The following is a 26,341-nucleotide window of genomic DNA, read 5'->3' on the forward strand; positions in this document are numbered from 1 at the left end:
ACGTGGTTGAGGTGCGCTGGGCGCGTTGGTAGTCGAAGTCGGGATATTGCTGGACGGCGTCCGGCTGAGGTGCGGACGGTCCGTTCGCGGCTGGAGCGCCTGCCGGTCCTCGGACGGGTGGGGTCCGTTCCTTGGCAGGCGGACCACTCAGGTCGAAGCGTGCGGCACTGCTGGTGCTTGGGCGAGTGGGGTTCGTGCCTAGGGAGTCGGGTGGATCGAGGGGGCGGCGGGGTTGGGGAAGTCGGCCGGAATCTGCGCGCTGCCTGGGACTGGGGCGCTGCCGGGAGCTGGTGTGCTGCTTGGGACTGCGGCGCTGTCGGGACCCGGGGTGCGCCCTGGGATCGGGGCGCTGTCGGGACCCGGGGTGCTGCCTGGGATCGGGGTGCTGCCTGGGATCGGGGTGCTGCCGGGAGCCGGGGCGCTGTCTGGGGCCGGGGCGTTGCCTGGGGCCGGGGCGTTGCCGGGAGCCGGTGTACTGTCTGGGACTGGGGCGTTGCCTGGGGCCGGGGCGTTGCCGGGAGCCGGTGTACTGCCTGGGGCCGGGGCGCTGCCCGGGGCTGGCGTACCGTCCGGGGCCGGGGTGCTGTCGGGTGCTGGGGCGCTGCCCGGGATCGGGGCGCTGACCTGCGCCGCGACCGGGTTGCGGCTCATTTCCTCCTGATAGGTGTCGTTGTAGGTCTTCCACACCGTCGTGACGAGGCCGGTGAGCTGGTTGAGGATCAGGGAGCCGCGTTCGAAGTCGGCGCGCAGGCCGTCGGGCACGGGGTAGGCGTTGCGCAGCGGGAGTCCGAGGACGCCCGCGTCGGCGCCGAGTTGCCGGAAGCGGTCCAGGATGGTGCCGATCACTTCGACGACCTGCCCGTCTGCCGCGGTGTAGACGTAGCCGTTGGAGAACTGCGCGTACTGCTGGCCGTGTGCGGCGGGCAGCACGTCGGATCGCGCGGTCCCGAGGGGTCCGTTCGGTCCGCCGGACCGGGACCAGTGCCTGGCGATGATGTTGTCGTGCACCATGTTCAGCAACTTGGTGGTGAGCGCGGCGAGGGCCGCCACGTCGGATTCGCTGGGTGCGGGGAGTTGGTTGTCGGGCGCGCCGGGCGTCTGGGCCGTGCCGGGCGCACCGGCGGCGATGTCGCGGATCCGATCCATCAGCGCGTACGCGGCATCGCCGGGGCAGGTGGTGTTACCGACGTCGCGGTGGGCGAAGACGATCGGCAACCGCACCGATTCACCCTGGGCATACGGGGTGAACGAGGTGCCCTCGGAGATCATCGTGGTGTGGCCCTTGGGATCGAGACCGGCGACTTTGGTACGCCAGCCCACGAACGTCCCGATGGCCTCGATCGACGCCTCCGTCGGTTGCTCGGACTCGTAGTTGCCCATCAGCGCGACGCCTGAGGTGTTCTCGTTGAACCCGCCCGCGTGGGCGCCCTGCACGGGGCGGTCGAGGCCGCCGAAACGTCCTTCGAAGACCTGGCCGTACTTGTCCACCAGCGCGTTGTAGCCGATGTCGCACCAGCCCAACGTTTTCGCGTGGTAGGTGTAGATCGCGCGGACGATGCCCGCCGACTCCGCCTTGCTGTAGTCGTTGCGGCCCGCGGTGTGGTGCACCGTGACGCCGCCGAGGTTGTCGTCGTAGGTCGGCTGATCGCAGCGGATGGATTCGTCGGCGCCCCACTGCGCGCGGGTGATCACGCTCGGCCCGCCGCCGGGCAGCGCCGCGGCGACGTCGTGCAGCGTGCTGTCGGCAGCGCCGCGGCCCGGATCGATGAGTACGGCGGTCAGATCGGTGGACTGCTGGGCCGGATCGCCGGAACTCGGGGCAGGTTGCCGAGCCGGGTCGTCCACGGTCGGGTCGGTCTCCGCTATCGGCTGGATCGTCCCGGCGGCTGCCTGCTTGCGCGTGACAAGCACCTGGACCGCAGTGGTGTCGCCGACGTAGATCGGTTCGGTGCCGATGGTCGCGCCGGGGCCGGAACGGTCGGTGCGATGAGTGTCCACCGGTTCGGCGTCGTACCAGGGCCCCCAGGTGCCGTCGGGCTGCCGGGCGCGGATCGTGGCCGTGGTGTCCGCCAGTTGCTCGGCGGTGAGCGCGACCATGCTGAAGGGCGTCTCGCTGGAAAGTTCCTTCACCTGGGCCCCCACTTGGCCCATCAGTTCGGGGGTCACGGCGCCGGGAGACAGCGCGGGAGTGTCGGGCGTGGTGCCGGGCTGGAGCCGGGCGGGGTCGGCGATGAAGCGCACACTGCCCGGGGGCTGATCAGGGAAATTCGGGCCGGCGGTGATCTGGCCGGAAATGTTGGGATCAGAGGTTTGGCCGGAATGGGAACTGGGTAGTCGTATTTCTTCCCGCGGCTCGCCCGGTAGCCGGCCCGGAATCTGAATCGACTGTGGAATCGGCAGCATGCGCAGATCGGAAAGACGCAGATCCGGCAGGCTCAGGCCGGTGAGTTCGCGCAGGGGCAGCACGATATCGGGCGCGTGCGTGAGCGCGACCTCGGCGAGTTCGGCCGGTACGGCGGCCGGTTCGGTGTCGGCGGCGCTGCGGTAGTCGGTCGAATCGCTGGGCGCGAGGGTGGCGAGCGGGGCCGCTACCGCGATGGTCGTGACTACCGGGAGCACGTAGGAACGTTTCGGTTTGCGGTACCGCACGAGCGTCTCCAATCAAGTCGAACCGGTGATCACCTGCGATTCAGATTGCTTCCTGATGTATCAACGATCACAATAGCCACAATAGTCACATAACTAAACCTCTCGTTGAGGATTATGGGGTTGCTTGAATGTAACTCTTGGATTGCCGCAGCATCTACAAAACTGCCGAGTCGATCCGCAACGGAAACCGTGGGAGTGAACGTATGCAGCGCAATGCGAGCACGCCGGGGGCAGAAAAATGCTGGTGAGATCTATCTTCAGGGGACATGCGCACGGTCGTCCCCATCGGCGTCCAAGCGGCTCGTTGATCAGTCCTGTTCTGTTGCTCATTGGAGTCTGGTCGATCGCCAGTACGGTCCTGGCCGTGGCTGTCGCGCCGGATTCTGTCCCCTTGCGGACACTGCCTGGACCGGGACACGGTCGCGGGATGAGCCAGTTGGGCGCGTTCGAGAGTGCCCTTGACGGGTGGTCGGCCGAACGTATCCTCGCGCACTACTATCCCGGTGCGGCGCTGGCCACCGTCGCGCCGACCGCTGTCCGTGTGCGGCTCATGGAGCAGGACGGCTCGTCCCTCGACGCCTTCGCGGCCGCCGGTTTACGCGTGGGCGGCCGGGACGTCGCGCCCGGTCAGGTCGCGCACCTGACGCCGATGCCCGGTGGTGGTGCGAATGTTGTCGTGACCGTGGGCTGCGACGGTTCGGTGTTGTGGCAGGCGTCGACCGACGACCCGTGGATTCATCCGCTCGATTCTCGGTCGAATCGACCTGCGGCAGAACACCTCACGCTGTGCAATGGCTCGGCCTATCGCGGTGCGCTGGGCGTCGCGCTCGAAAACGGCGCTGCCCGCGTGGTCAACCAGGTGGACGTCGAGGACTATCTGCTCGGTGTGGTCCCGGCCGAAGTGCAGGCCAACTGGGCGGACAAGGGCGCGGAGGAGGCGCTGCGCGCTCAGGCGATCGCGGCGCGCTCGTACGCCCTCGCCGAACAGCGTTATCCGTACGCGCAGACCTGCGACACCACTGCCTGTCAGAGGTACCCCGGTACCGCGCAGGAGGATTCGCGAACGGCAGCCGCCGTCGCGGCCACGGCGGGCGCCGTTCTGCTGCGTGCGGGCCGGATCCTGCGAGCGGAATACTCCGCCGCGCCCAGTGGCGGGGCACCCGTGGACATCCGGACTTCGGCCGTCGGACCGGCGCCCGGCGAGCTGGTCACCAGCGCGCCGCCCGAGGATCCGCGCAGGCAGGCGGTCACCGAGTCTGCGATCGATGCCGAGTATCGCCGGATCGGCGGCGCGAGCAGCGCCATCGGCACGCCGCTCGGGCCGGAGATGATCCTGCCCCAGCGCGCCGGCACCTACCGGCTCTACACCAACGGCGTCATCATCGTGACACCCACGCTCGGCGCGCAAGTCGTGGACTACTCGCGCATGGTGCAGCCGGCGCCGGAAGCGGGTGCGACGCAGAGCCTTCCATCTATGCCGATGCCAGTGCCTCCACTCGACACGGTCGCGCCAACTGGTGCGGGTCTACCTGATGCTGCTGTGCCCGATGGTGCGTCCATGCCCGGCGGCGTAGCTCAGGTTGGCGTGGCTCAGCCCGGCAGTGTGGCTCAGCCTGGTGGTGTGGCTCAGCCTGGTGGCGTGGTCCAGCCTGGTGGCGTGGCTCAGCCGGGTGGTGTGGTCCAGCCTGGTGACGGTGCCGCTGCGTCCGCTCGTGTTTCGACGCCCGGCAGTGCGGCTCAGCTCGGCGACGCCCCGCAGCTCGGTGGTGCCGCTCAGCGGCACCTTCGACATTCCGGCTCGGTTCGACGGTAGGCACCTGTTCGCCGGTGTGGTGCGTTTGGCGTTGTCTGCTGGTGTAGGCCCCTGGTGCTGTGCCCGGAATCTGCCGATGTCTCGCGAGTGGCGCGGTCTGTGCCCGGGGTCTCGGCCCGTCGGCACGCGCGATCCCGGTGATGCGGTGTTGCCCCGCCGGGCCGTCCGTCGGTGCGACGTCTTCAGGAGGACCGTCGTCGGCTGCCAGGCCCAGGCCTGGCCGCTGTAGGAGGCGGTTTCCGGTGCGCTGTCCATGGCTTCGCGCTGTCCGCGCCCCCTTGTCGCATGCCGGCGTCCGTCTCGACCGCACCTGATCCGGCACTGCGTCGAGCGGTGAAACTTCCTGCTCAATGAGGGTTGACCTTGACGTAGCGTCAACTTGCAAGCTGGTTACACCGACGAGAGAGGGGAGGACGAGGGTCGTGGCACCCGGGGAATGGTCCATTCAGGATCTGGCGAAGGCGGCCGGTACCACCAGTCGCACGCTGCGCCACTACGGGCAGCTGGGGCTGTTGCCGCCCAGCCGGATCGGCGCCAACGGGTACCGATATTACGACCAGGACTCCCTCGTGCGGTTGCAACGCATCCTGCTGCTGCGGGAACTCGGCCTCGGCCTCCCGGTCATCGCCGAAGTCCTCGCCGGAGAGCAGGGCACCGCCGCCGCGCTGCGCACGCACCTGCAACTGCTCCGGCAGGAACAGGACCGGATCCGGCGGCAGATCGAGTCGGTGCAAACCACGCTGTACAAGACGGAAAGAGGTGAACAACTCGTGGCAGCAGAGGTTTTCGACGGCTTCGACCACACGCAGTACAAGGACGAGGTGATCGAACGCTGGGGCAAGGAGGCCTACGAGAGCGGTGACCGCTGGTGGCGCTCGATGTCCGACGCGGACAAGAAAGCCTTCCAGCAGACCCATCTCGACATCGCCGCGGACTACGGCCGCGCACACGCCGACGGGCTCGCGCCCGGCGCCGACGAGGTGCAGGCCATCGTCCAGCGCCACTACGACTGGATCGGCATCGGCTGGCAGGGCCGTCCGGTGGTGAAGGAGGCGTTCGTCAACCTGGGCGAAATGTACGTCGCCGACCCGCGTTTCGCGGTCAACTACGACGTGCACGGCGCGGGCACCGCCGAGTTCGTGCGCGACGCGATGAAGGTCTACGCCGAGCAGCGGCTGTAGATCCGGGTCAACCGGCGACCGGTGCCTTGATTCAGGCACCGGTCGCCGTCCCGGTGGTCAGCAGCCGCCCGCGGCATAGTTCGGCCCCGTCAGCGCCACAGTCGCGACCGCACTCCTGAGGCGGCCCGACTGGGTCGACGCGGAGGCAGCCGCACCGCATCCACTAGGCGCGGTTGTCGTCCCGCCCGAGCGCGCGCATCAATTGATCCTCGGTGATCGGCGGAACCGGTAGGGGGTGGGCGGCTGCCGCGCGTAGTCCGTCGAGTATCAGGCCGAGGTGGCGGCGCCAGGCTTCGGGGGCGATGTGACTCGTCGCCTCGACGATCCTGGTGTGCGACCAGGTGATGAAGGCGATGTCCTCGAGTACCCAGTCGGTGCGCAGGACCCCGGCTTCCTGCGCGCGGGTGATGATCCGCCGCATCAGGCCGTGGCCGTACTCCTGGGCCTGCGCGATGGCGTGGCTGGGCGCCGACCGTACCGCGAGTTCGCTGAGCAATCGGTCGGCCGCTTGCAGCGCGCAGACCTGCTCGACCAGGTGAACGAACGACTCCCAAGGGTCGTCGATGGCCAGCGCTTCCTCGGCGATGCGGCTGCCCGCTTCGATCCGGTCCTCGACCGCGGCGGCGATGAGGTCGTCGCGGGTGGGGAAGCGGTTGTAGAGCGTGCCGATGGCGACTCCCGCGCGTGCGGCGATCTCCTTCAGCGGTGCGTCGAGCCCGCGCTCCTCGAAGACGGCCCGGGCGGCTGTCACGAGCGCGTCCCGGTTGCGCTGGGCATCGCTGCGTAACGGCTTGTCCACGGGCCGATCCTACAAACGGAGCAGCTCGAATAAGTTGAGCATAGGTTCAAGTTGGTGCTACCGTCGGTCGAGAACTTGAACCATGACTCAACTTATTCGGGAGTGACAATGTCCAAGACGATCGCGATCTTCGGATACGGCCCCGGTCTGGGCGTCGGCACCGGACGCCGATTCGGCCGCGAAGGGTTCCGGGTGGCCGTCATCGGGCGCGACCAGGACAAAGCGCGGCGGCACGCCGAGCAGCTGAGGGCAGAGGGCGTGGAGGCCGCCGCCTTCCCCGCGGACGTCACCGATGCCGCGCAGGTCACGGGTGTGATCGAGCAGATCGAGGCGACTTTCGGCGCGATCGACGTGGCGATGCACGGCGCGGCGGGCAACATGAGCGACCGGCTTCCCTCGACCTTGAAGGTGGACATCCCCTCCCTCGATGTGCCGTTCGCGCTCAAACTGCACTCGCCGATCCTGGTGACGCGGGCGCTGGCGCCGAAGATGGTCGAGCGCGGCGCCGGGGCGCTGCTGTTCTCCTCGGGCTCGTCCGAGCATTTCGTGGCGCCCTACCTGGCCAACTTCGGCATCGCGCTGGCCGCGCAGCGGGGCTACCTGCGCCAGCTCGAGGTGGAACTGCGCGGCACCGGCGTCTACGTCGGATTGCTCAACATCGGCGCGCTGATCGACCGCAGCGAAGCCGCCCAGATCGTCGACGAGCACCCGGAACTGATCCCCGAGGGTCTCGAGCTCGCCCGGATCAGCGGCGACGAACTCGGTGACCACTACTGGCGGCTGTACACCGAGCGGGACAAGGTCGAGCTCGACGTCGGTTTCCCGGCCTGAGCCCGGTCGCGGACAGCCGCCCTGCGCCGCGCCGACAGGCGCGATCATGTGGCCAGGGGAGTAAACAGCCGGCCAGTTGCCGGTGCCGCCCATTTGGGCAAACATCCGGCGAAATTCGGAGGTCGGGAGCGTGAAACCGAGTGCGCCGAGCGGTGCCGCTCAGCGCACTCCCGACTCCACCCGGACGCGGCGAGGACTTCCGATACTCTGGGCTCCCGTGACCGTCGCATCGTCCCCCGGTAACTCCGTCCATTCCGCCTCACAGTTCGATCTGATCGTCGTCGGCTCCGGATTCTTCGGGCTGACCGTTGCCGAACGCACCGCCACCGTGCTGGGTAAACGGGTTCTGGTGATCGAACGGCGCCACCACCTCGGTGGCAATGCCTATTCCGAGCCGGATCCGGAAACCGGGATCGAGATCCACAAGTACGGCGCGCACCTGTTCCACACGTCGAACAAGCGGGTGTGGGACTACGTCACGCAGTTCACCGAGTTCACCGGCTACCAGCACCGCGTCTTCGCGATGCACAAGGGTCAGGCCTACCAGTTCCCGATGGGCCTCGGTCTGGTCTCCCAGTTCTTCGGCCGCTACTTCTCGCCGGAAGAGGCCCGCGCGCTGATCGCGGAGCAGGCCTCGGAGATCGAGACCAAGGACGCGCAGAACCTCGAGGAGAAGGCGATCTCGCTGATCGGCCGTCCGCTCTACGAGGCGTTCGTCCGCGACTACACCGCCAAGCAGTGGCAGACCGACCCGAAGGAACTTCCCGCGGGCAATATCACCCGGCTCCCGGTCCGCTACACCTTCGACAACCGCTACTTCAACGACACCTACGAGGGTCTGCCCCGCGAGGGCTACACGAAGTGGCTGGAGAACATGGCCGCCTCCGATCTGATCGAGGTGCGGTTGAACACCGACTGGTTCGAGGTGCGCGAGCAGCTGCGCGCCGAGAACCCGGACGCGCCGATCGTCTACACCGGCCCGCTGGACCGCTACTTCGACTACCGCGAAGGCGAACTGGGCTGGCGCACCATCGATTTCGAGACCGAGGTGCTGCCGGTCGGCGACTTCCAGGGCACCTCGGTGATGAACTACAACGACGCGGACGTGCCTTACACCCGCATCATCGAGCCGCGCCATTTCCACCCGGAGCGGGATTACCCCGGCGACAAGACCGTGATCATGCGGGAGTACTCGCGGTTCGCGCAGACCGGTGACGAGCCGTACTACCCGATCAACACGCCGGAGGACCGGGCCAAGCTGCTGGCCTACCGCGAGCTGGCCAAGAACGAGACCGCGACGGCGAAGGTCGTCTTCGGCGGCCGGCTCGGCACCTACCAGTACCTGGATATGCACATGGCGATCGGCAGCGCGCTGAGCATGTTCGACAACGTGCTGAGCCCGCACCTGGCCGACGGCGCCCCGCTCGTGGACCAGGAGGCTTAGGACCCCGATGACCTCGCAATCCATTCTGGAAGACATGACCACCGAGACCCGCGCGAAGTCGCTGCTGCAGCGCATCATCCTGCCCCGGCCGGGTGAGCCGCTGGACGTGCGCACGCTCTACGTCGAGGAGTCGCAGACCAACGCCCGGCGCGCGCACGCGGCTACGCGCACGTCGCTGTCGATCGGCGCGGAGTCCGAGGTCTCGTTCTGCACCTACTTCAACGCGTTGCCCGCGAGCTACTGGCGGCGCTGGAGCGTGCTGTCCTCGGTGGTGCTGCGGCTGGAACTGGCCGGTCACGGCCGGGTGGACGTGTACCGCTCCAAGGCGGACGGCTCCCGTATCCACGTGCAGGGCAAGGAATTCGCCGTCGCGACCGGGGCCGACTCGGTGACCGTGGAGTTCGAGACCGATCTGGGCCCGTTCGAGGACGGCGGCTGGATCTGGTTCGACATCACCACCGACACGGCGGTCACGCTGCTGTCCGGCGGCTGGTACGCGCCGGTCGAGGCGCCCGGCGAGGGCAGCATCGCGGTCGGTATGCCCACTTTCAACCGGCCCACCGACGCGGTGAAGACTCTCGCCGCCCTCGGTTCGGACCCGCTGGTGCTGGCCAAGATCAAGGCCGTCATCATCCCGGACCAGGGCACCAAGAAGGTCGTCGACGAGCCCGGCTTCGCGGAGTCCGCGGCGGCGCTGGGTGACCGCCTTTCCATTCACGACCAGCCCAACCTCGGCGGCTCCGGCGGCTACAGCCGGGTGATGTACGAGGCGCTGAAGACCACCGACGCCGAGTACATCGTCTACATGGACGACGACATCGAGATCGAGCCGGACTCGATCCTGCGCGCGCTGGCCTTCGCCCGCTTCGCGAAGTCGCCGGTGCTGGTCGGCGGTCAGATGCTCAACCTGCAGGAACGCTCGCATCTGCACGTCATGGGCGAGGTCGTCGACCGCGGCATCTTCATGTGGACCGCGGCGCCGAACGTCGAATACGACCACGACTTCTCGAAGTACCCGCTCAAGGACCGGGACAACTCCAAGCTGCTGCACCGGCGCATCGACGTCGACTTCAACGGTTGGTGGACCTGCGTCATCCCGCGTCGCGTGGCCGAAGAACTCGGCCAGCCGCTTCCGCTGTTCCTGAAGTGGGACGACGCGGAGTACGGTCTGCGCGCCCGCGCCGCCGGATACCCCACCGTCACGCTCCCGGGCGCGGCCGTGTGGCACATGGCCTGGAGCGACAAGGACGACGCCATCGACTGGCAGGCGTACTTCCACCTGCGTAATCGCCTGGTGGTCGCGTCGCTGCACCTGCCGGGCAACGGGCGCGCCATGGTCGTCGACACGATCAAGGCCACCCTGAAGCACTTGCTCTGCTTGGAGTACTCGACGGTCGCGATCCAGAACCTGGCGATCCGCGACTTCCTCGCCGGCCCTGAGCGGCTGTTCCAACTGCTGCCCAGCGCGCTGGGCGCGGTGCACGAGCTGCGCAAGCAGTACCCGGACGCGGTGATCCTGCCCTCGTCCACCGAACTGCCGCTGGCCAGCCACGTCGGCGTCGGAGCGGTCGGCGAGCCCGCCAACCCGATCGCCAAGGTGGTGCGGCTGGCCAAGGGTGTGGTGCACAACGTCCGGCCCGCGCACACCGAACATCACGAGACCCCGCAGCTGAACGTGCCGACGCTGGACGCGCGCTGGTTCCTGCTCTCGCAGGTCGACGGCGTCACCGTCACCACGGCCGACGGCCGCGGCGTCGTCTACCGCAAGCGCGACCCGCGCCAGGCGCTGGGCCTGTTCAAGGAGGCCATGCGCCTGCGCAAGGAGCTGGCCGCACGCTTCCCGGAGATGCAGCAGCGTTACCGCGCCGCGCATCCGCAGCTGACCAGCACCGCGGCGTGGGAGAAGGTGTTCGGCATCGACACGAAGGACGGTCAGCAGTGAGTCTCGGAGCGAGCGCGGCCGACGACGCGGCGGTGCGGCCGCCGCTGCACAGCGCGAACGGTCACGGCGGCCCGGTGTCCGCGCGGCAGGCGGCAGCCGAGCAGGCGCCACCGGAGGTCGCGATCATCAACGCCGTGCAGGCCACCCTGGGCAGCAAGCCCGCCGTGGTGTCCGCGGCGCGGAGCATGTCGCACTTCGGCGAGCACGCGCTCGGCTGGATCGGCATCGCCGCCGCGGGCTGGCTGGTGGACAAGCCGCGGCGCAGGCAGTGGGCCGGGGTCGCGGTCGGCGCGGTCGGCGCGCACGCGGCCTCGATCGTGATCAAGCGCGTTGTCCGCCGCCCGCGCCCGAACGATCCGTCGGTGCAGGTCAACGTAGGGACGCCGAGCAAACTGAGCTTCCCGTCCTCGCACGCGACCTCGACGACGGCGGCGGCCGTGTTGCTCGGCAGATTGACCGGGCTACCCTTGCCTGCGGTGCTCGTCCCCCCGATGCTGCTTTCCCGGGTGGTCCTCGGGGTGCACTACCCCTCCGACGTGCTCGCCGGTTCCGCGCTCGGCGCCGCGTCCGCCGCCGCCCTGCTCGCCGCCGAAAAGAGACTCGACAGTGACCGCACAAGAAAGAGCCTTGGTTGACATGAGTGAAGAGCCGACCGGCGCCGACCTCGCCGAGGCGGTAGTCAAGGGTCCGCCCAAGACGCTGGCCGGCGGTCTGTTCAAGGCAGTCCGTCCGCGGCAGTGGGTCAAGAACGTCCTGGTGCTCGCCGCGCCGCTGGCCGCGGGCACGGCCACCGACGTCAACGTGCTCGCGCCCGTCGGCATCGCCTTCGTGGCGTTCTGCATGGCGGCCTCGGGCATCTACCTGGTGAACGACGCGCTCGACGTGGAGGCCGACCGGGCGCACCCGACCAAGCGGTTCCGGCCGATCGCCGCTGGCGTCGTCCCGGTGAACCTGGCCTACCTGCTCTCGGCGGCCCTGCTGGCCGGATCGATCGCGGGGTCGTTCCTCGCGTCGTGGCAGCTGGCCGTGGTGATGGCGGTCTACATCGGTATCCAACTGGCCTACTGCTTCGGCCTCAAGCACCAGGCCGTGCTGGACATCTGCATCGTCTCCTCCGGCTTCCTGCTGCGCGCGGTGGCCGGTGGCGCTGCCGCGGACATCGAGCTGTCGCAGTGGTTCCTGCTGATCATGGCCTTCGGCTCGCTGTTCATGGCGGCGGGCAAGCGCTACGCGGAACTGCAGATCGCGCTGGGCACCGGGGCGAAGATCCGCAAGTCGCTGGAGTACTACACCCCCACCTACCTGCGTTTCATCTGGACCCTGGCCGCGACGGCGGTCGTGGTGTTCTACGGGCTGTGGGCGTTCCAGCAGGACGGCATCAAAGACACCAACTGGTTCGCGATCTCGATGATCCCGTTTACCATCGCAATCCTGCGTTACGCGGTCGACGTCGACGGGGGCGAGGCCGGGGAACCAGAAGAGATCGCGCTGGGGGATCGCATCCTCCAGTTGCTCGCAATCGCCTGGATCGGAGCGGTAGGTGTCGCTGTCTATCTCACCTGACGAGATGCTGGTAGCGGAGCGAACGGAATACGCGGCGGAGCGGGCCGATGAGCAGACCCGCTCCGCTTCGCGGTTCGCGCGTCTATCCAAAGCCACGTTCGTCGGTGGGATCGCGCTCACCGTTGTCCTTTTCGCGATCGGTGGCTGGCAGCGGCGGTGGATCGCCGACGACGGCCTCATCGTGTTGCGCACCGTGCGCAACCTGCTCGCGGGCAACGGCCCCGTCTTCAACGAGGGCGAGCGCGTCGAAACCAACACCAGCACCGCGTGGACCTACCTGGTCTGGTTTTTCAGCTGGCTGACCCAGGCGCGGCTCGAGTACGTGGTGCTCGGCGTAGCGCTCACGGTCTCGCTGGCCGCGGTGGTGTTCGCCATGCTCGGTTCCGCGCGGCTGTGGGGCGGCACCGGCGCCGGGCTGTTGCTGCCCGCGGGTGTGCTGGTCTACATCGCACTGCCTCCGGCGCGCGACTACGTCACCTCCGGCCTGGAAAGCGGTCTGGTGATCTGCTGGATCGGGCTGCTGTGGTGGCAGCTGATGCGCTGGAGCCAGGCGAAGTCGGTGCGTCTGCCCGGCCTGCTCGGACTGGTCTTCCTGGCCGGTCTCGCCCCACTGATCCGTCCCGAGATGACGCTGGTCGGCGCGCTGGCGCTGTTGCTGATCTTCTGTGCCCCCATGCCGGAGAGCAGGCTGCGGCCGATCGTGCTGCGCGCGGTGGTCGTCGCGGTGGCCGGGCTGGTTCCGCTGGGTTATCAGATCTGGCGGATGGGCTACTACGGCCTGCCCTACCCGAACACGGCTGTCGCGAAGGACGCGGGCGGCGCGAAGTGGGGCCAGGGCTTCACCTATCTCTGGGATCTTGTCGGTCCGTACTTCCTGTGGGCGCCGCTGGTGGTGCTGCTTGTCGCCGGTGTGCTTGCCGCGCGCACGCGAGCGGGCCGGACCTCCGCTGCCGACCGCGACGAAGCACGCGGCTGGTCGGTCGGCCGAGTCCGGCAGCGGCTGCGTTCGCCGGGCGCGGTCGTGGCCTTGGTCCTGTTCAGCGGATTCCTCCTGACCGTGTACGCCCTGCGAGTCGGCGGCGACTTCATGCACGGCCGGATGCTGTTGCCGCAACTGTTCCTGCTGCTGCTCCCGGTGGCGGTGCTGCCGATCCGGGCGCCCCAGGGCGGGGTGCGCGCGGCGACGGCCGCGGACTGGCCCCTCGCGGCGCTCGCGGTCGCCTTCCTGGGTGTCGTGGGCTGGGCGGTGTTCGCCGCCGACACCACCGCGATCAAGACCGGCACCAAGATCACCTCGACCGGCATCGTGGACGAACGCGTCTACTACGTGCTCAACACCGGGCACGACCATCCGATCTTGGCCGAGGACTACCTGGACTACCCGCGCATCCGCGCGATGGTCAACGACATCGCCAACAGCCCCAACGGCGGCCTGCTGCTCAACTCGCCGTCGTTCATGTTCTGGTACATCGCTCCGCCGCCACAGCCCATCCCGGACGGCGGCGCCGGCCACACGGTCTACTTCCTCAATCTCGGAATGACCAGCATGAACGTCCCGCTGGACGTGCCCGTGCTCGACCCGATGGGCTTGGCCTACCCGCTGGCGGCGCATACCGACCGGCTCGTCGACGGCCGGATCGGGCACGACAAGAGCCTCTACCCCGACTGGGTCGTCGTGGACACCGGCATGGTGGACAAGAAGCCGTGGATGCCCTGGTACCTGGACGAGAAGTGGGTCACCCAGGCGCGCACCGCGATGTCCTGCCCCGACACCCAGGCGCTGATGATCTCCTACCGCGATCCGCTCACCTTCGAGCGCTTCCGGCACAACCTGCGCAACGCGCTGCGGTTCGCGAAGTACCGCATCGACCGGGTGCCGAAGTACGAGATCCAGCGTTGCGGGCTGGTCGATCCGTTCCCGCAGCCGCCCGTACCGCGCTGACGCTCGAACCACACCGGGGCCCATCCTGAGGGGATGGGCCCCGGTCGTCTCTGCGCGGAAGGTAGATTGAGTGGCGTACGCCGCTTTATCTCTTTTTGGTAACGCCACCGTGTCGATACCGATATACGCTACGACCGTATGCCCCCCTGGCGTCCACCGGTCGTGGACATCGGCGGGTTACCGTGTGGACGGCTTGCCGCTGTCGCTTGTGAAACGAAAGGTTGAAACTGATGCGAGGCGTGATCGGGCGTCGTCTTAATTCTCGAAGAGCAGGTTCCTGGCTCAAGCGGTCCATGCTGGTGTCGCTGGCTGTTCTGCTACCGCTCGGGGTGTCGGTGGCAGGGCCTGCCGCCCCGGCGTCCGCCGCGTTCAATCCGGACGGCATCGACTTCTGGGTCGATTCCGAGATGGGGCCGATCAAGTCGCGCGTCTTCCGCGCGGCCGACGGCAACACCGGGCGCGTGGTCTACGCGCTGGACGGTATGCGGGCGCGCACCGACCTGAGCGGCTGGGAGATCGATACCGAGGTCGTGCGCGAGCTGACCAAGTGGAACATCAACGTGGTCATGCCGGTCGGCGGCCAGTCCAGCTTCTACGCCGACTGGAACGGCCCGAGCGACTTCTTCGGCCTGGGCAGCGCGGGCTCGTCCTCCACCGGTTCGGCGAACTCGGGTTCCGGCCTGCTGACCGGTTCCGCGGGCGGACCGGGCAAGACATCCACCTACAAGTGGGAAACCTTCCTCACCAAGAATCTGCGCTGGGCGCTGCGTGACCGGCTCGGGTTCAACCCGAACGGCAACGGCGTATTCGGCCTGTCCATGGGCGGCAGCGCCGCGCTCACCCTGGCGGCCTACCATCCCGACCAGTTCCGTTACGCCGGTTCGTACTCCGGCTACCTGAACATCTCCGCGCCGGGCATGCGCGAGGCGCTGCGGGTGGCGATGCTGGACGCGGGCGGTTACAACATCGACGCGATGGCGCCGCCGTGGGGCCCGCAGTGGCTGCGGATGGACCCGTTCGTGTTCGCGCCGCGGTTGAAGGCCAACAACACCCGCCTGTGGGTCTCCGCCGGTAGCGGGCTGCCGAGCGGGGCCGACGGCCTGAGCTTCAACACCCTCAACGCGATGGGTCTGGAAGCGCTGGCCCTGGCCAACACCCGTGCCTTCCAGGTCCGCATGCTCACTCTGGGCGCGAACAACGTCACCTACGACTTCCCGGCCGTGGGTGTGCACAACTGGAACTACTGGGCCGACGAGGTCTACCGGATGATTCCGGATCTGTCCGCGAACATCGGGTAACAGCCCGGACCGTATCGACCGAAGACCGCTGCGCGTTGTCGCGTGCAGCGGTCTCTTGGCGTTTCTACGCTCGTCCTCGGGTAAACCCGCAACGAATACGAAGAGAAAACAGCTTCGGTAGTTGTGGTCTGGATCACCATACAGCAACATGAAGGCATTCGTTTCCGATTGATGTGCGAACAACATGCACCGTGGTCGACTCGTCCGGATGCCGGTGAAAGTCGAGCGGCGGTGCCCGACGAGGGTGCCGCTAGGGATCGCTACATGTTTGCTGATCAGGCCGCCCGAGGGAAAGGTCGAATGTGATGCGAAGTGCGCGCGGCGAGCGCGAGCCTCATAGGTCTCGAACACCCGGTTCGTGGTTGCGACGGTCCGTCCTCGGTGTCGCCCTGGCGATGCTGCTACCGCTCGGCACGGCCGTCGCGGGCGCCGGAGCCACGGCATCGGCGGCGTTCAACCCCGCGGCCTTCGACTTCTGGGTCGACTCCGGCATGGGGCCGATCAAGACCCGGATCCTGCGTGCCGCCGACGGCAACACCAATCGCGTCGTCTACGTGCTGGACGGCATGCGCGCGCCGGAATCGCTGAACGGCTGGGAGATCGAGACCAACATCCCAGAGGTCCTCGCCGGTCACAACATCAACGTGGTCATGCCGGTCGGCGGCATGTCCAGCTTCTACGCCGACTGGAACTCGGCCAGCGAGTTCTTCGGCGTACCGGCGGGCAGCGGCTCCAGCACCGGTTCCGGCGGCCTGGACGGGTTCGCGGGCGGACCGGGTAAGAGCTACCGGTACCAGTGGGAAACCTTCCTGACCAACAACCTGCGCTGGGCGCTGCGCGACCGGCTGGGATTCAACCCGAACCGCAACGGCGCCTTCGGCCTGTCCATGGGTGGCAGCGCGGCGCTCACCCTGGCGGCCTACCATCCGGACCAGTTCAGCTTCGCAGGCTCCTTTTCCGGCTACCTGAACAACTCCGCGCCGGGCATGCGCGAGGCGATCCGCGCCGCCATGCTGGACGCCGGCGGCTACAACGTCGACTCGATGGCCCCGCCGTGGAGCCCGCAGTGGCTGCACATGGACCCGTTCGTGTTCGCGCCCAACCTGGTGCGCAACGGCACCCGCCTGTGGATCGCCGCCGCCAGCGGCCTCCCCTCCGCCACCGACCCGCCGAGCTTCGGCACCCTCAACGGCATGGGACTGGAAACGCTCGCGCTCGCGAACACCCGCGCGTTCCAAGTCCGGATGGGAAGCCTGGGCGGCGGCAACGCCGTCTACTCCTTCCCGCCGTACGGCATCCACGCCTGGAACAACTGGGCCGACGAGGCCATGCGGATGATTCCGGATTTGTCGGCGCACATCGGGTAAGGGTGTGCTGGTTTTCGCTGTGTTGGTTTTGCAGCGCCTGCGGCGCTGCGTGTTCGCGGCCCCTTCATGGCTCGCGTCAGAGCGGACGAGACTCGCGCCTTCGGCGCATGCGCTTCGTCCGCTCTGACGCGAGCCGGGCCGCGAACGGTGCTCGTAAGACTCGCACTCGGCGGGGGTGGGTTGGGGAGGGGAGGTCGCGATTTATGGCTGGTGGTTGCGCTGGGCGCGAACATTTGTTCGCTTTTTTTTGGTGGGGGGCGTTGTTGCGGCAGCACTGCGTGCGAGGTGGCTGGAGGGGATGGCGGGAAAAGCTCGTGCGTGATGGTGCGTGACGGTGCGTGGCGGGCCGCTGAGCGGGCAGCTGGCGGCCGTCGGCTTGCCGGGCTATCGCGATGCCTGGACGTGGGCGGGCGAGGGTCGGGCCTCCGGGAGTTTGCTATTTGATCGCTGATGTATGGTCATCGGTGATGGGAGCCGTTTGCTCGAGGTCTTTCCGGTGTTATCACGGCAGATCTCGGTCCCGATCACGGTCCGGCCACGGGCCTCGTGAGGGAAGCCGCCCTGGTCTGGGACTCATGTGGTCCAGGAGAGGGGTGGGGTGCGTGCCGGGTTTGCGAAGATCTCGGGTCGGTGACAGTTCCCGCCGGGAGCGCGAATATCTTGCGTTCCGACACGACATCGCCGCGAGAACGCGATAAGGTCACCGCACCATTACCTTGCGCACACGGATGGATTTCGGCCAGTGGAAAGACCCGGATCTTGCTAAAGCGAAGGGCGTCGAATATCGTCCAGCGAGCGCAAGTGTGACCAGATCGTTGTAGCGCCGTCATGGGATCGGATTGTCGGGACCATGCTCGTGACGCGCGTCTCGTTGGCAACACGGGTGGCGCCTCGCCCTTCGGGTGGCGAGCGGCACCACAACAGCAGAAAGAGAGCAGGATTCATGCGTTTCGGCAGGGCGGCCGGCCCGAAGAGAACACCGTCGGGACGGCGAAGCGCGCCGCGCGGTTGGCGTAGTCGAATTCTGGCTGTCGGTGCCGCCGTACTGGCGCTACCGATCGCCGCAGGTATGGCGACCCCGACACTCGCCACCGCGGCGCCGTCGGCGCACGCGCCGGTGTTGCGGGCGCCCGCGGGTGGCTTCGAGGACCTGATGGTCCCCTCCAGCATGGGCCCGATCAAGGTCCAGGTGCAGTGGGCCGCGCGCGGCGGCAACGCGGCGCTCTACCTGCTCGACGGTCTGCGCGCCCGCGACGACCGCAACGCGTGGTCGTTCGAGACCAACGCGCTGCAGCAGTTCGGCAACGACAACATCACCCTGGTGATGCCGGTCGGCGGCCAGTCCAGCTTCTACACCGACTGGTACGCGCCCTCGAACCTGAACGGCCAGAAGACCACCTACAAGTGGGAGACCTTCCTCACCAAGGAACTCCCGGCCTTCCTGGAGGGCTACGGCGTCTCGCGCACCAACAACGCGGTCGTCGGCCTGTCCATGGGTGGCAGCGCGGCACTGGCGCTCGCGGCCTACCACCGCGACCAGTTCAAGTTCGCCGCCTCCTACTCGGGCTACCTGAACATCTCCGCGCCGGGCATGCGCGAGGCGATCCGTATCGCGATGCTGGACGCGGGCCGCTTCAACGTGGACTCGATGGCCGCGCCGTGGAGCCCGCAGTGGCTGCGGATGGACCCGTTCGTGTTCGCGCCGCAGCTGCGCGGCCTGCCGATGTACATCTCGGCGGCCAGCGGCCTGCCGGGTCAGTTCGACCAGCCGAACTCGGCGGTCGGCGTGTTCAACACCGGCAACGCGATGGCGCTGGAAGCCCTCTCGCTGGTGAACACCCGCGCGTTCCAGGTCCGCCTGAACTCGCTTGGCATCCCCGCCCGGTTCGACTTCCCGGCTGCGGGCACGCACTCCTGGAAGTACTGGGAGGGCCAGCTGTTCGCTTCTCGCAACATGATCCTGGACGCCACCGGCGCCTGGTGACCTGATCACTCTCGACACATTCGGGCCGCACCGATTCGGTGCGGCCCGAATTGCGTTCGGGGGCAGTTCGGATCGGGACATAGCGAACAGAGTTTGCTGTGCAGCGCGTGTCTCCCGTCAACGTCGCTATAACGGGAGTACAAAGCTCATGTGGCAGGGATTACGCGCGGTAGCTGTGGCATACGCGGGCGTCTCGGTGCTCGGTCGGCACGCGGGCGGCTCATGCTGCTCGCCACCGCATTGGTGGTCCCCCTAGCCGCGAGTACGTCCGTCGAGGCCCCCGCTGCCGCGCAGCCGACAGCGGTCGTGACCACGCCGGTGCTGGAGAGGGTGCAGTGGCTCAGCGAGCGCCGGGTGGCGCTGTGGGTGACCTCGCCGGCGATGGGCGTGCCGATCCAGGTGCAATTGCTGCTGGCCAGGGATTGGAACGCGCGCCCGGAGGCCAGGTTTCCCGTCCTGTTCCTGCTCGACGGCCTGCGCGCGACCGACGACGAGAACGGCTGGACGAAGGAAGCGGGGGCGGTCGATTTCTTCGCCGACAAGAACGTCACCGTCGTCCTGCCGGTCGGCGGGCAGTCCAGCTTCTACGCCGACTGGCTGGAACCGGACAACGGCCGCACCTACAAGTGGGAGACCTTCCTGACCAAGGAGTTGCCGCCGCTTTTGGAGAGCCATTGGCGGGCGACGAACGTGCGGGGCGTGGAAGGGCTGTCGATGGGCGGCACGGCCGCGATGTTCCTCGCTGCCCGCAATCCCGGCTTCGCCCGGCACGCCGCGTCGTACTCCGGCTTCTTGACCACGACGACGCTGGGCATGCCGCAGGCCATCGAGTTCGCGATGCGCGACGCGGGCGGTTTCGATTCCGCCGCCATGTGGGGCCCGCAGACCAGCCCGGCCTGGGAGGCGCACGATCCGTACGCGCTGGCCGACAAACTGCGGGGCGTCAGTCTCTATGTCTCCAGCGGCAGCGGCGCGATCGGTCCCTACGACCAGGCCCTCGGCATTCCCGGGGTGAGCACCAATATCGCGGGGATGGGCCTGGAGATCCTCTCCCGGCTCACCTCGCAGAACTTCGTGACCAAACTGTCCAAGCTGGCCATTCCGGCGCAGGTGAACTATCGCCCGTCCGGCACGCACTCCTGGCCGTATTGGGATTTCGAGATGCGGCAGTCCTGGAAACAAGCCGCGTCCGCGCTGGGCACCGACGAGGGCAAGCCCGCTTGCCAGCCAGGCGGCGCGATCGGCCCGGTGGCCGCCGCGACCGAGTGGCTCGGTGAATGCCTCACCGGGGAGTACGCGGTCGCGGGAGGCACCGCGCAGGACTTCGAGGGCGGCCGGGTGTTCTTCACACCGGGCAGCGGCGCGTACTCGGTCGGCAGCCTGCTCGGCGCCGGTTACCAGGCGGCCGGTGGGCCTACCGGACCACTGGGTCTGCCGACCGGCGCGGAGCGCGCGCTGGAGGACGGCCGCGGCAAATTGCAGACCTTCCAGCACGGCTCGCTGTACTGGACGCCGCAGACCGGTGCGCAGATCGTGCGCGGCGCGATCCTGGACGAGTGGGGCAAGCAGGGATTCGAGCGCGGCCCAGCGGGCTACCCGGCCGCACCGGAAGTCAAGACACCTAGCCGTGACGGTGCGGTGCAGGCGTTCGAGAACGGGCCGTTCTACTACAGCCCGTCCACCGGTGTGCACCACGTCCAGGGTCTCATCCTCGGCAAATACGCCCAGCTCGGCTTCGAGAACAGCCCGCTCGGCTTCCCGATCGCCGGGGAACAGGCGCTGAAGGACATGGGCCGTTTCAGCCGTTTCGAGGGCGGCAACATCTACTGGAGCCCGGTGTCGGGCGCGTGGGCGGTCCGCAACGGTCCGATCCTGGACGCCTGGCGCGATTCCGGCTACGAGAACGGCAAGCTCGGCTACCCCACTGGCGACGAGTTCCCGCTCTCGGACGGCATACAGCAGAACTTCCAAGGCGGTTTCATCACCGTCCGCGACGGCAAACCGGAAGTCCACGGCCTGTGAACCGCTCACGCCACTGGCCGGGCCTGGCATTGAATGCGGGTGGTGGCGAGCCGAGTTGTGGGCGGTGGCGAGCTGGAGGTCGACGGCTTGTGGACCGTTCATGCGACTGGTTGAGCCCGGTATCGAGTGCGGGTGGTGGCGAGCCGAGTTGTGGGCGGTGGCGAGCTGGAGGTCGACGGCTTGTGCAGCGTTCCCGTGACTGGCCGAGTCCGGTATCGAATGCGAGCGGCGACAGAGCGAGCCGTGCGCGACGGCAAACCAAAAATCCACGGCCTGTGACCGCTCACGCCACCGGCCGAGCCCACGATCGAATACCAGCGAAGGCGGACCGAGAATGCGTCAGCGGCGCGACTGTCCTGACCACGACCCGCACATGTGGATGGTGAGTTCACGCTCCCACGACCGCGTCGGCCCCACCCCCGGTTTCGAGCGAAGCGAGACCTAGCATTGCCCGTTCGCGGCCCGGCTCGCATTCGAGTGGCCGCCGCGCAGGCGACGAAGGAGCAAGCGGCGGCCACTCGAATGCGAGCCACAAGGGGGCCGCGAACACGCCGCGACGAAGTCGCGGCCAAACCAACACAGCCGCGAACACGCCGCGCGAAGGCGCGGCAAATCCAACACAGCTAGCCTGGTGGGCGACCCGACCCCGCTCAGTGACAGATCGAGGACAAGAATTCATGCATCGGACCCGTGGAAAGGTATTCGGCGTGGTTGCGGCGATCGCCGTGACCGGCCTGCTCGCCGCGTGCGGCGACAATGATTCGACCGCGACGAGCACGCCGACGCCCGCCCGTACCACGACGGCGGTGACGACGTCGCCGGCTGCTTCGGCGCCCGCCGATACCGGGCAGCCCGCTCCCGCGCCGGAGCAGCCCCCCACGACGGTGGCGCCCGAGCGTCCGCAGCCGGTGCCGACCGAAGCGGTCCCGCCCGCGGACACCTCCAAGCTCACCGACAAGGACAAGCGGTTCCTCGACGAGCTGGCCAAGCAGGGTGTCACCCCGTCCACCCCGGATATCGCGCTGAGCATCGGCGCGTACGTCTGCCAGGGCACCGCGGCGGGCGCGTCCGACCAGGATCTGATGACCTTCGTCAACGCCATGGCAGGTTCCGATCCGTCCTTCGACCCGGCCAAGATGCCGGTGGAGAAGGCCGGGCAGATCTACATCACGACCGCTCGCGCCACGTACTGCCAGTGAGTTCGCGTGCCCGTTCGACTTCCCGCCGGTCCAGGCCGGCGGGATGTCTGGTCGTGATCGGCGTCGTCCTGCTGATCGTCCTGGTCGTCCTGCTGCTGTGGTATCTGCTCGCGGGGCGTTTGCGCCCGCCCGGCCCCGGCCCGAAGCCGCCGGAGCGGCCGACCTCGCAGCCGGCCAGCTGTCCGGATGTGCAGATGATGTCGGTGCCGGGCACGTGGGAGTCGAACAGCTTCGACGATCCGCACAATCCGACCGCCAACCCGGTGTCGCTGATGCTCAATGTCTCGGGTCCGATCGCGCAGCGGTTCCCGAGCGAGCGGGTGGAGGTGTACACGGTTCCCTATGTCGCGCAGTTCTCCAATCCGATCGCGCTCCCGCCGGACGGCCAGCAGTCCTACAACAACAGCCGGTCCGAGGGCACGGCGCGGATGATCGACGTCATGGCCGCACGGCATCGGGAGTGCCCGCTGACCACCTATGTGCTCGCCGGGTTCTCCCAGGGCGCGGTGATCGCCGGTGACGTCGCCGCCCAGATCGGCGCGGGCGACGGTCCGGTGCCCGCCGATCTCGTGCTCGGCGTGACGCTGATCGCCGACGGACGCCGGACCGGCGAGACCGGGCCGGGTCAGGCGATCCAGATCGGGACGCCGCCGGCCGGGGTGGGTGCCGAAGTCGCGTTGAAGGGGTTGAACGTGCCGGGCATCACGATGACCGGTCCGCGTCAAGGGGGCTTCGGCGCGCTGGCCGACCGCACCTACACCATGTGCGCGCCCGGCGATCTGATCTGTGACGCGCCGCGGGAGGCACTGAGCCCGTGGAACATCCTGGGCAGCGTGAACACCCTGGTCCGCGCGGCGGGTAACCCGGTGCACGCCCTGTACAACGGTTTCGTCGTCGACGGCGACGGCACCACCGCGACGCAGTGGACGGTCAACTGGGCGGCCGGCCTCATCGAGGCAGCGCCGCATCCCGCCCATTCGTGAAAATTCACAGGCCGTGAGATGCCCCGCACCCCCTTGGCGTGACAAGCGCAACTCGAGTTGGGTAGCACGCTGTAAAGTGCGCTGGTGATCGCGACGCCGGGCACCGCCGCAGCGCAGACCTCGGGCGGGCGTCGCGCCCGTATTTTCCTTACAGCCAGGAGCATGAGTTCATGACAGAAGCCGCCGCACCGGCCACCACGGCGAGCCGTGACGCGGATGCTGCGTTGACCGCGCTGGGCACTCCGTTGCGCCCGTTCCGCTTCGCGGCGGCCGGCGAGGGAAACAAGCAGGAGGGCGGTGCGCGCAAGTTCGTGCAGACCGCTCAGCAGGCCGAGGAGTACGGCTTCGACACCTTCGTGGTGCCCGACCACCTCGGCGAGCAGATCGGTCCGATCGCCGCGCTCGGCGCGCTGACCCAGGCCACCGAGAAGATCCGGCTCGGCACCTCAGTGCTGGCGAACGGCTTCCGCCACCCGGTGGTGCTGGCCAAGGACCTGGCGACCATCGACGTGCTGTCCAAAGGCAGGCTCGAGGTCGGTCTGGGCGCGGGCTGGATCAAGGAGGAGTTCGAGAACGCGGGCATCCCCTACGAGTCGCCCGGTGTCCGGCTGGAGAAGCTGGACGAGGCGCTGACCATCATCGACGTGCTGCTGCGCGGCCAGGAGTGCACCTTCGAGGGCAAGCACTACCAGGTCCGCGGCGTCAAGGGCACGCCACGGCCGCGGCAGGGCCCGCGCCCGCCGATCTGCACCGGCGGCGGCGGTCCGAAGATGCTGCGCCTGGCGGCCAAGCACGCCGACATCGTCTCCGTCGTTCCGGTGACCACCAAGAACGGCAAGGGCCTGCTCTCCGGCATCACCATCGAGAAGGCCGTGGAGAAGGTGAATCTGATCAAGGAGGCCGCCGGTGACCGGTTCGCCGACATCGAGCTGAACTGGGCCATCACCGCCGTCGTGATCACCGACGATCGCGAGAAGACCGCGGAGATGGCACTGTCGGCGTTGGACCGGGGACTGCACCCGAACCTGGAGGTCGACGTTCAGCTGTCCGTCGAGGACATCCTGAACTCGCCGTACGTGGCGATCGGCACTTTCGAGGAGATCGCCGAGCAGATCCGACGTGTGCGGCAACTCACCTCGATGTCCTACGTCGGTGTATTCCCCACCCAGATGGACGCGTTCGCCCCCGTTATTCCCCTGCTGCGGGACGAGTGAGCCGGTCTTCTCTGTAACATGACTCTGGTTTGAGGACATCTAGCCGATAGCGGTCACCGCGCAGACCGCACAAAATCTGCAGGCCGGCTCTGCACTTGGAGCACCCGCGGGCGAAAGCGAGTCGGGGCCTCACAGGTAACAGCGGCGATCTCGCCGTCTTGCTGCGTGTGCCTCGGAGGAGAAGAAGGAATGGAAGAGACTTTCGACGACTACCTGGACGAAACCGGGAACATCCGCATTCCCGAGGATCACACCCTGGTTGATCACGTCGAGAAGCACACCCGGAACGACGCGAACACCCTGGCGTATCGCTACATCGACTACTCGCGCGAGCGCGACGGCGAGGCGCAGGAGCTGACGTGGCGTGAGTTCGGAATACGGCTGCGCGCGGTGGCCGCTCGACTGCAGCAGGTGACCAACCCGGGCGACCGGGTCGCGATCCTCGCTCCGCAGGGCTTGGACTACGTGATCTCCTTCTTCGCCGCGATCTACGCGGGCACCATCTCGGTCCCGCTGTTCGACCCGGACGAGCCAGGCCACACCGATCGCCTGCACGCGGTGCTCGGCGACTGTGAGCCCTCGGCCATCCTGACCGCGAGCTCCTCCGCGGCCGGGGTCCGGCAGTTCTTCCGCTCGCTGCCCGCCGCCCAGCGTCCGCGCATCATCGCGGTGGACGCGATCCCGGACAGCGTCGGCGAGAGCTGGGTGCGTCCGGACATCGCGATCGACGACATCGCCTATCTGCAGTACACCTCGGGCTCCACCCGGGTGCCCGCCGGTGTCGAGATCACCCACCGCGCGGTGGGCACCAACCTGCTGCAGATGGTCGACGCGATCAACCTGGACTGGAACTCGCGCGGCGTCACCTGGCTGCCGCTGTTCCACGACATGGGCCTGCTGACGGTGATCCTGCCCGCGGTGGGCGGCAAGTACATCACCATCATGTCGCCGAGCGCGTTCGTGCGCCGTCCCTACCGCTGGATCAAGGAACTGGCCGCGGTCTCCGACGGCGCCGGGACCTTCGCCGCCGCGCCGAACTTCGCGTTCGAGCACGCCGCGGCGCGTGGTCTGCCGAAGAACGGCGAGTCGCTGGACCTGTCGAACGTCATCGGCCTGATCAACGGCAGCGAGCCGGTGACCACCTCGTCGATGAAGAAGTTCAACGAGGCGTTCGCGCCCTACGGCCTGCCCAAGACCGCCATCAAGCCGTGCTACGGCATGGCCGAGGCGACGCTGTTCGTCTCCGCCACCAAGGCCGAGGACGAGGCCAAGGTCACCTATGTCGACCGCAAGGAACTCAACGCGGGCCGCATGGTGAAGGTCGATCCCGGTCACGAGGACGCGATCGCGCAGGTGTCCTGCGGTTACGTCGCGCTCTCGCAGTGGGCGACGATCGTGGATCCGGAATCCGTGGAGTCCGGTGGCGGCCGCGAACTGCCCGACGGGCACGTCGGCGAGATCTGGCTGCACGGCAACAACATGGGCATCGGCTACTGGGGTCGTCCCGACGAGACGGCGGCGACGTTCCAGAACAAGGTCACCGAGCGGCTGTCGCAGGGCAGCCACGCCGAGGGCACCGAGCCGGACGCGAACTGGATGCGCACCGGCGACTACGGCGTGTACTTCGAGGGCGAGCTCTACATCACGGGCCGGGTCAAGGACCTGGTGATCGTGGACGGCCGCAACCACTACCCACAGGACCTGGAGTTCTCCGCGCAGGAGGCCAGCACCGCGCTGCGGCCCGGCTTCGTCGCGGCGTTCTCGGTGCCCGCCAACCAGCTCCCGGCCGAGGTCTTCGAGCAGGGCAGCCATTCCGGCCTGCAGTTCGACGCCGACGACGCCTCCGAGCAGCTGGTCATCGTCGGCGAGCGGGGCCCGGGTGCGGGCAAGGCCGATCCGCTGCCCATCGCCGACGCGGTGCGCGCCGCGGTCTCGCAGCGCCACGGCGTGACCGTTCGCGACGTGCTGCTGGTGCCCGCGGGTTCCATCCCGCGCACCTCCAGCGGCAAGATCGCCCGACGTGCCTGCCGGGCGGCCTATCTGGAGGGAACGCTGCGGGGTGGTTACACCCAGCAGGCTTTCCCCGATGCACCGGAAGAGTAATTGCCAG

18 protein-coding genes are annotated in these 26,341 nt (G+C 68.0%); 16 read left to right on the forward strand and 2 right to left on the reverse strand.

All coding sequences use genetic code 11. The features are described 5' to 3' along the window. Positions 1–198: 198 nt before the first annotated feature. On the reverse strand, positions 199–2,649 hold the full coding sequence (locus ON27_RS00850; protein WP_083887312.1) for an N-acetylmuramoyl-L-alanine amidase: 2,451 nt from the start codon (positions 2,647–2,649) through the stop codon (positions 199–201). A gap of 427 nt (positions 2,650–3,076) precedes the next feature. Between ON27_RS00850 and ON27_RS00855 the strand changes: the two genes are divergently transcribed. Together ON27_RS00855 and ON27_RS00860 are read left to right on the forward strand one after the other, a co-directional pair. Then, positions 3,077–4,462, forward strand: a complete 1,386-nt coding sequence (locus ON27_RS00855) for a SpoIID/LytB domain-containing protein (RefSeq protein ID WP_245559729.1) — start codon at positions 3,077–3,079, stop codon at positions 4,460–4,462. A 422-nt stretch (positions 4,463–4,884) separates the two neighbouring features. Continuing rightward, positions 4,885–5,643: a MerR family transcriptional regulator gene (locus ON27_RS00860; protein WP_043717857.1), complete on the forward strand. Its 759-nt coding sequence runs from the start codon at positions 4,885–4,887 to the stop codon at positions 5,641–5,643. 163 nt (positions 5,644–5,806) lie between these two features. On the opposite strand, the gene ON27_RS00865 is transcribed toward ON27_RS00860, so the two are convergent. Then, on the reverse strand, positions 5,807–6,442 hold the full coding sequence (locus ON27_RS00865; RefSeq protein ID WP_043717861.1) for a TetR/AcrR family transcriptional regulator: 636 nt from the start codon (positions 6,440–6,442) through the stop codon (positions 5,807–5,809). Between the two features lie 108 nt (positions 6,443–6,550). On the opposite strand from ON27_RS00865, the gene ON27_RS00870 reads away from it, so the two are divergent. From ON27_RS00870 to fadD32, 14 genes are all read left to right on the forward strand, one after another. Then, complete coding sequence (locus ON27_RS00870; protein WP_043717864.1) at positions 6,551–7,273, forward strand: SDR family NAD(P)-dependent oxidoreductase; 723 nt, start codon at positions 6,551–6,553, stop codon at positions 7,271–7,273. A 217-nt stretch (positions 7,274–7,490) separates the two neighbouring features. Next, positions 7,491–8,717 carry a UDP-galactopyranose mutase gene (gene glf, locus ON27_RS00875; protein WP_043717867.1) on the forward strand — a complete coding sequence of 409 codons (1,227 nt, stop codon included), beginning with the start codon at positions 7,491–7,493 and terminating at the stop codon, positions 8,715–8,717. Between the two features lie 7 nt (positions 8,718–8,724). After that, positions 8,725–10,659 carry a glycosyltransferase gene (locus ON27_RS00880; protein WP_043717870.1) on the forward strand — a complete coding sequence of 645 codons (1,935 nt, stop codon included), beginning with the start codon at positions 8,725–8,727 and terminating at the stop codon, positions 10,657–10,659. 74 nt (positions 10,660–10,733) lie between these two features. After that, a complete protein-coding gene (locus ON27_RS00885) occupies positions 10,734–11,294 on the forward strand; it encodes a phosphatase PAP2 family protein (RefSeq protein ID WP_051046105.1) in 561 nt (186 codons plus the stop codon). Between the two features lies 1 nt (position 11,295). Beyond that, a complete protein-coding gene (locus tag ON27_RS00890) occupies positions 11,296–12,222 on the forward strand; it encodes a decaprenyl-phosphate phosphoribosyltransferase (RefSeq protein ID WP_043717873.1) in 927 nt (308 codons plus the stop codon). A 4-nt stretch (positions 12,223–12,226) separates the two neighbouring features. Further along, positions 12,227–14,164 carry an arabinofuranosyltransferase AftB family protein gene (locus ON27_RS00895; protein WP_083887304.1) on the forward strand — a complete coding sequence of 646 codons (1,938 nt, stop codon included), beginning with the start codon at positions 12,227–12,229 and terminating at the stop codon, positions 14,162–14,164. Between the two features lie 230 nt (positions 14,165–14,394). Further along, the gene (locus ON27_RS00900) at positions 14,395–15,462 is read left to right on the forward strand and encodes an alpha/beta hydrolase (RefSeq protein ID WP_245559730.1); all 1,068 of its coding nucleotides are present in this window, start codon (positions 14,395–14,397) and stop codon (positions 15,460–15,462) included. Between the two features lie 305 nt (positions 15,463–15,767). Next, positions 15,768–16,829 carry an alpha/beta hydrolase gene (locus tag ON27_RS00905; RefSeq protein ID WP_043717878.1) on the forward strand — a complete coding sequence of 354 codons (1,062 nt, stop codon included), beginning with the start codon at positions 15,768–15,770 and terminating at the stop codon, positions 16,827–16,829. 1,069 nt (positions 16,830–17,898) lie between these two features. Beyond that, the gene (locus ON27_RS00910) at positions 17,899–18,813 is read left to right on the forward strand and encodes an alpha/beta hydrolase (RefSeq protein WP_373282716.1); all 915 of its coding nucleotides are present in this window, start codon (positions 17,899–17,901) and stop codon (positions 18,811–18,813) included. A 222-nt stretch (positions 18,814–19,035) separates the two neighbouring features. Beyond that, positions 19,036–20,835 carry an alpha/beta hydrolase-fold protein gene (locus ON27_RS00915; RefSeq protein ID WP_051046098.1) on the forward strand — a complete coding sequence of 600 codons (1,800 nt, stop codon included), beginning with the start codon at positions 19,036–19,038 and terminating at the stop codon, positions 20,833–20,835. Positions 20,836–21,542: 707 nt separating this feature from the next. After that, on the forward strand, positions 21,543–22,034 hold the full coding sequence (locus ON27_RS00920) for a DUF732 domain-containing protein (RefSeq protein WP_245559732.1): 492 nt from the start codon (positions 21,543–21,545) through the stop codon (positions 22,032–22,034). Then, the gene (locus ON27_RS00925) at positions 22,025–23,017 is read left to right on the forward strand and encodes a cutinase family protein (RefSeq protein ID WP_373282718.1); all 993 of its coding nucleotides are present in this window, start codon (positions 22,025–22,027) and stop codon (positions 23,015–23,017) included. Before ON27_RS00920 ends, ON27_RS00925 begins: the two co-directional genes overlap by 10 nt. A 170-nt stretch (positions 23,018–23,187) precedes the next feature. After that, complete coding sequence (locus ON27_RS00930) at positions 23,188–24,231, forward strand: LLM class F420-dependent oxidoreductase (protein WP_083887306.1); 1,044 nt, start codon at positions 23,188–23,190, stop codon at positions 24,229–24,231. 189 nt (positions 24,232–24,420) lie between these two features. Continuing rightward, positions 24,421–26,334: a long-chain-fatty-acid--AMP ligase FadD32 gene (gene fadD32 / locus ON27_RS00935; RefSeq protein ID WP_043717886.1), complete on the forward strand. Its 1,914-nt coding sequence runs from the start codon at positions 24,421–24,423 to the stop codon at positions 26,332–26,334. The last annotated feature ends 7 nt before the right edge of the window (positions 26,335–26,341 follow it).

It is taken from the genome of Nocardia asiatica NBRC 100129 (assembly GCF_000308415.1).
GTDB lineage: Bacteria > Actinomycetota > Actinomycetes > Mycobacteriales > Mycobacteriaceae > Nocardia > Nocardia asiatica.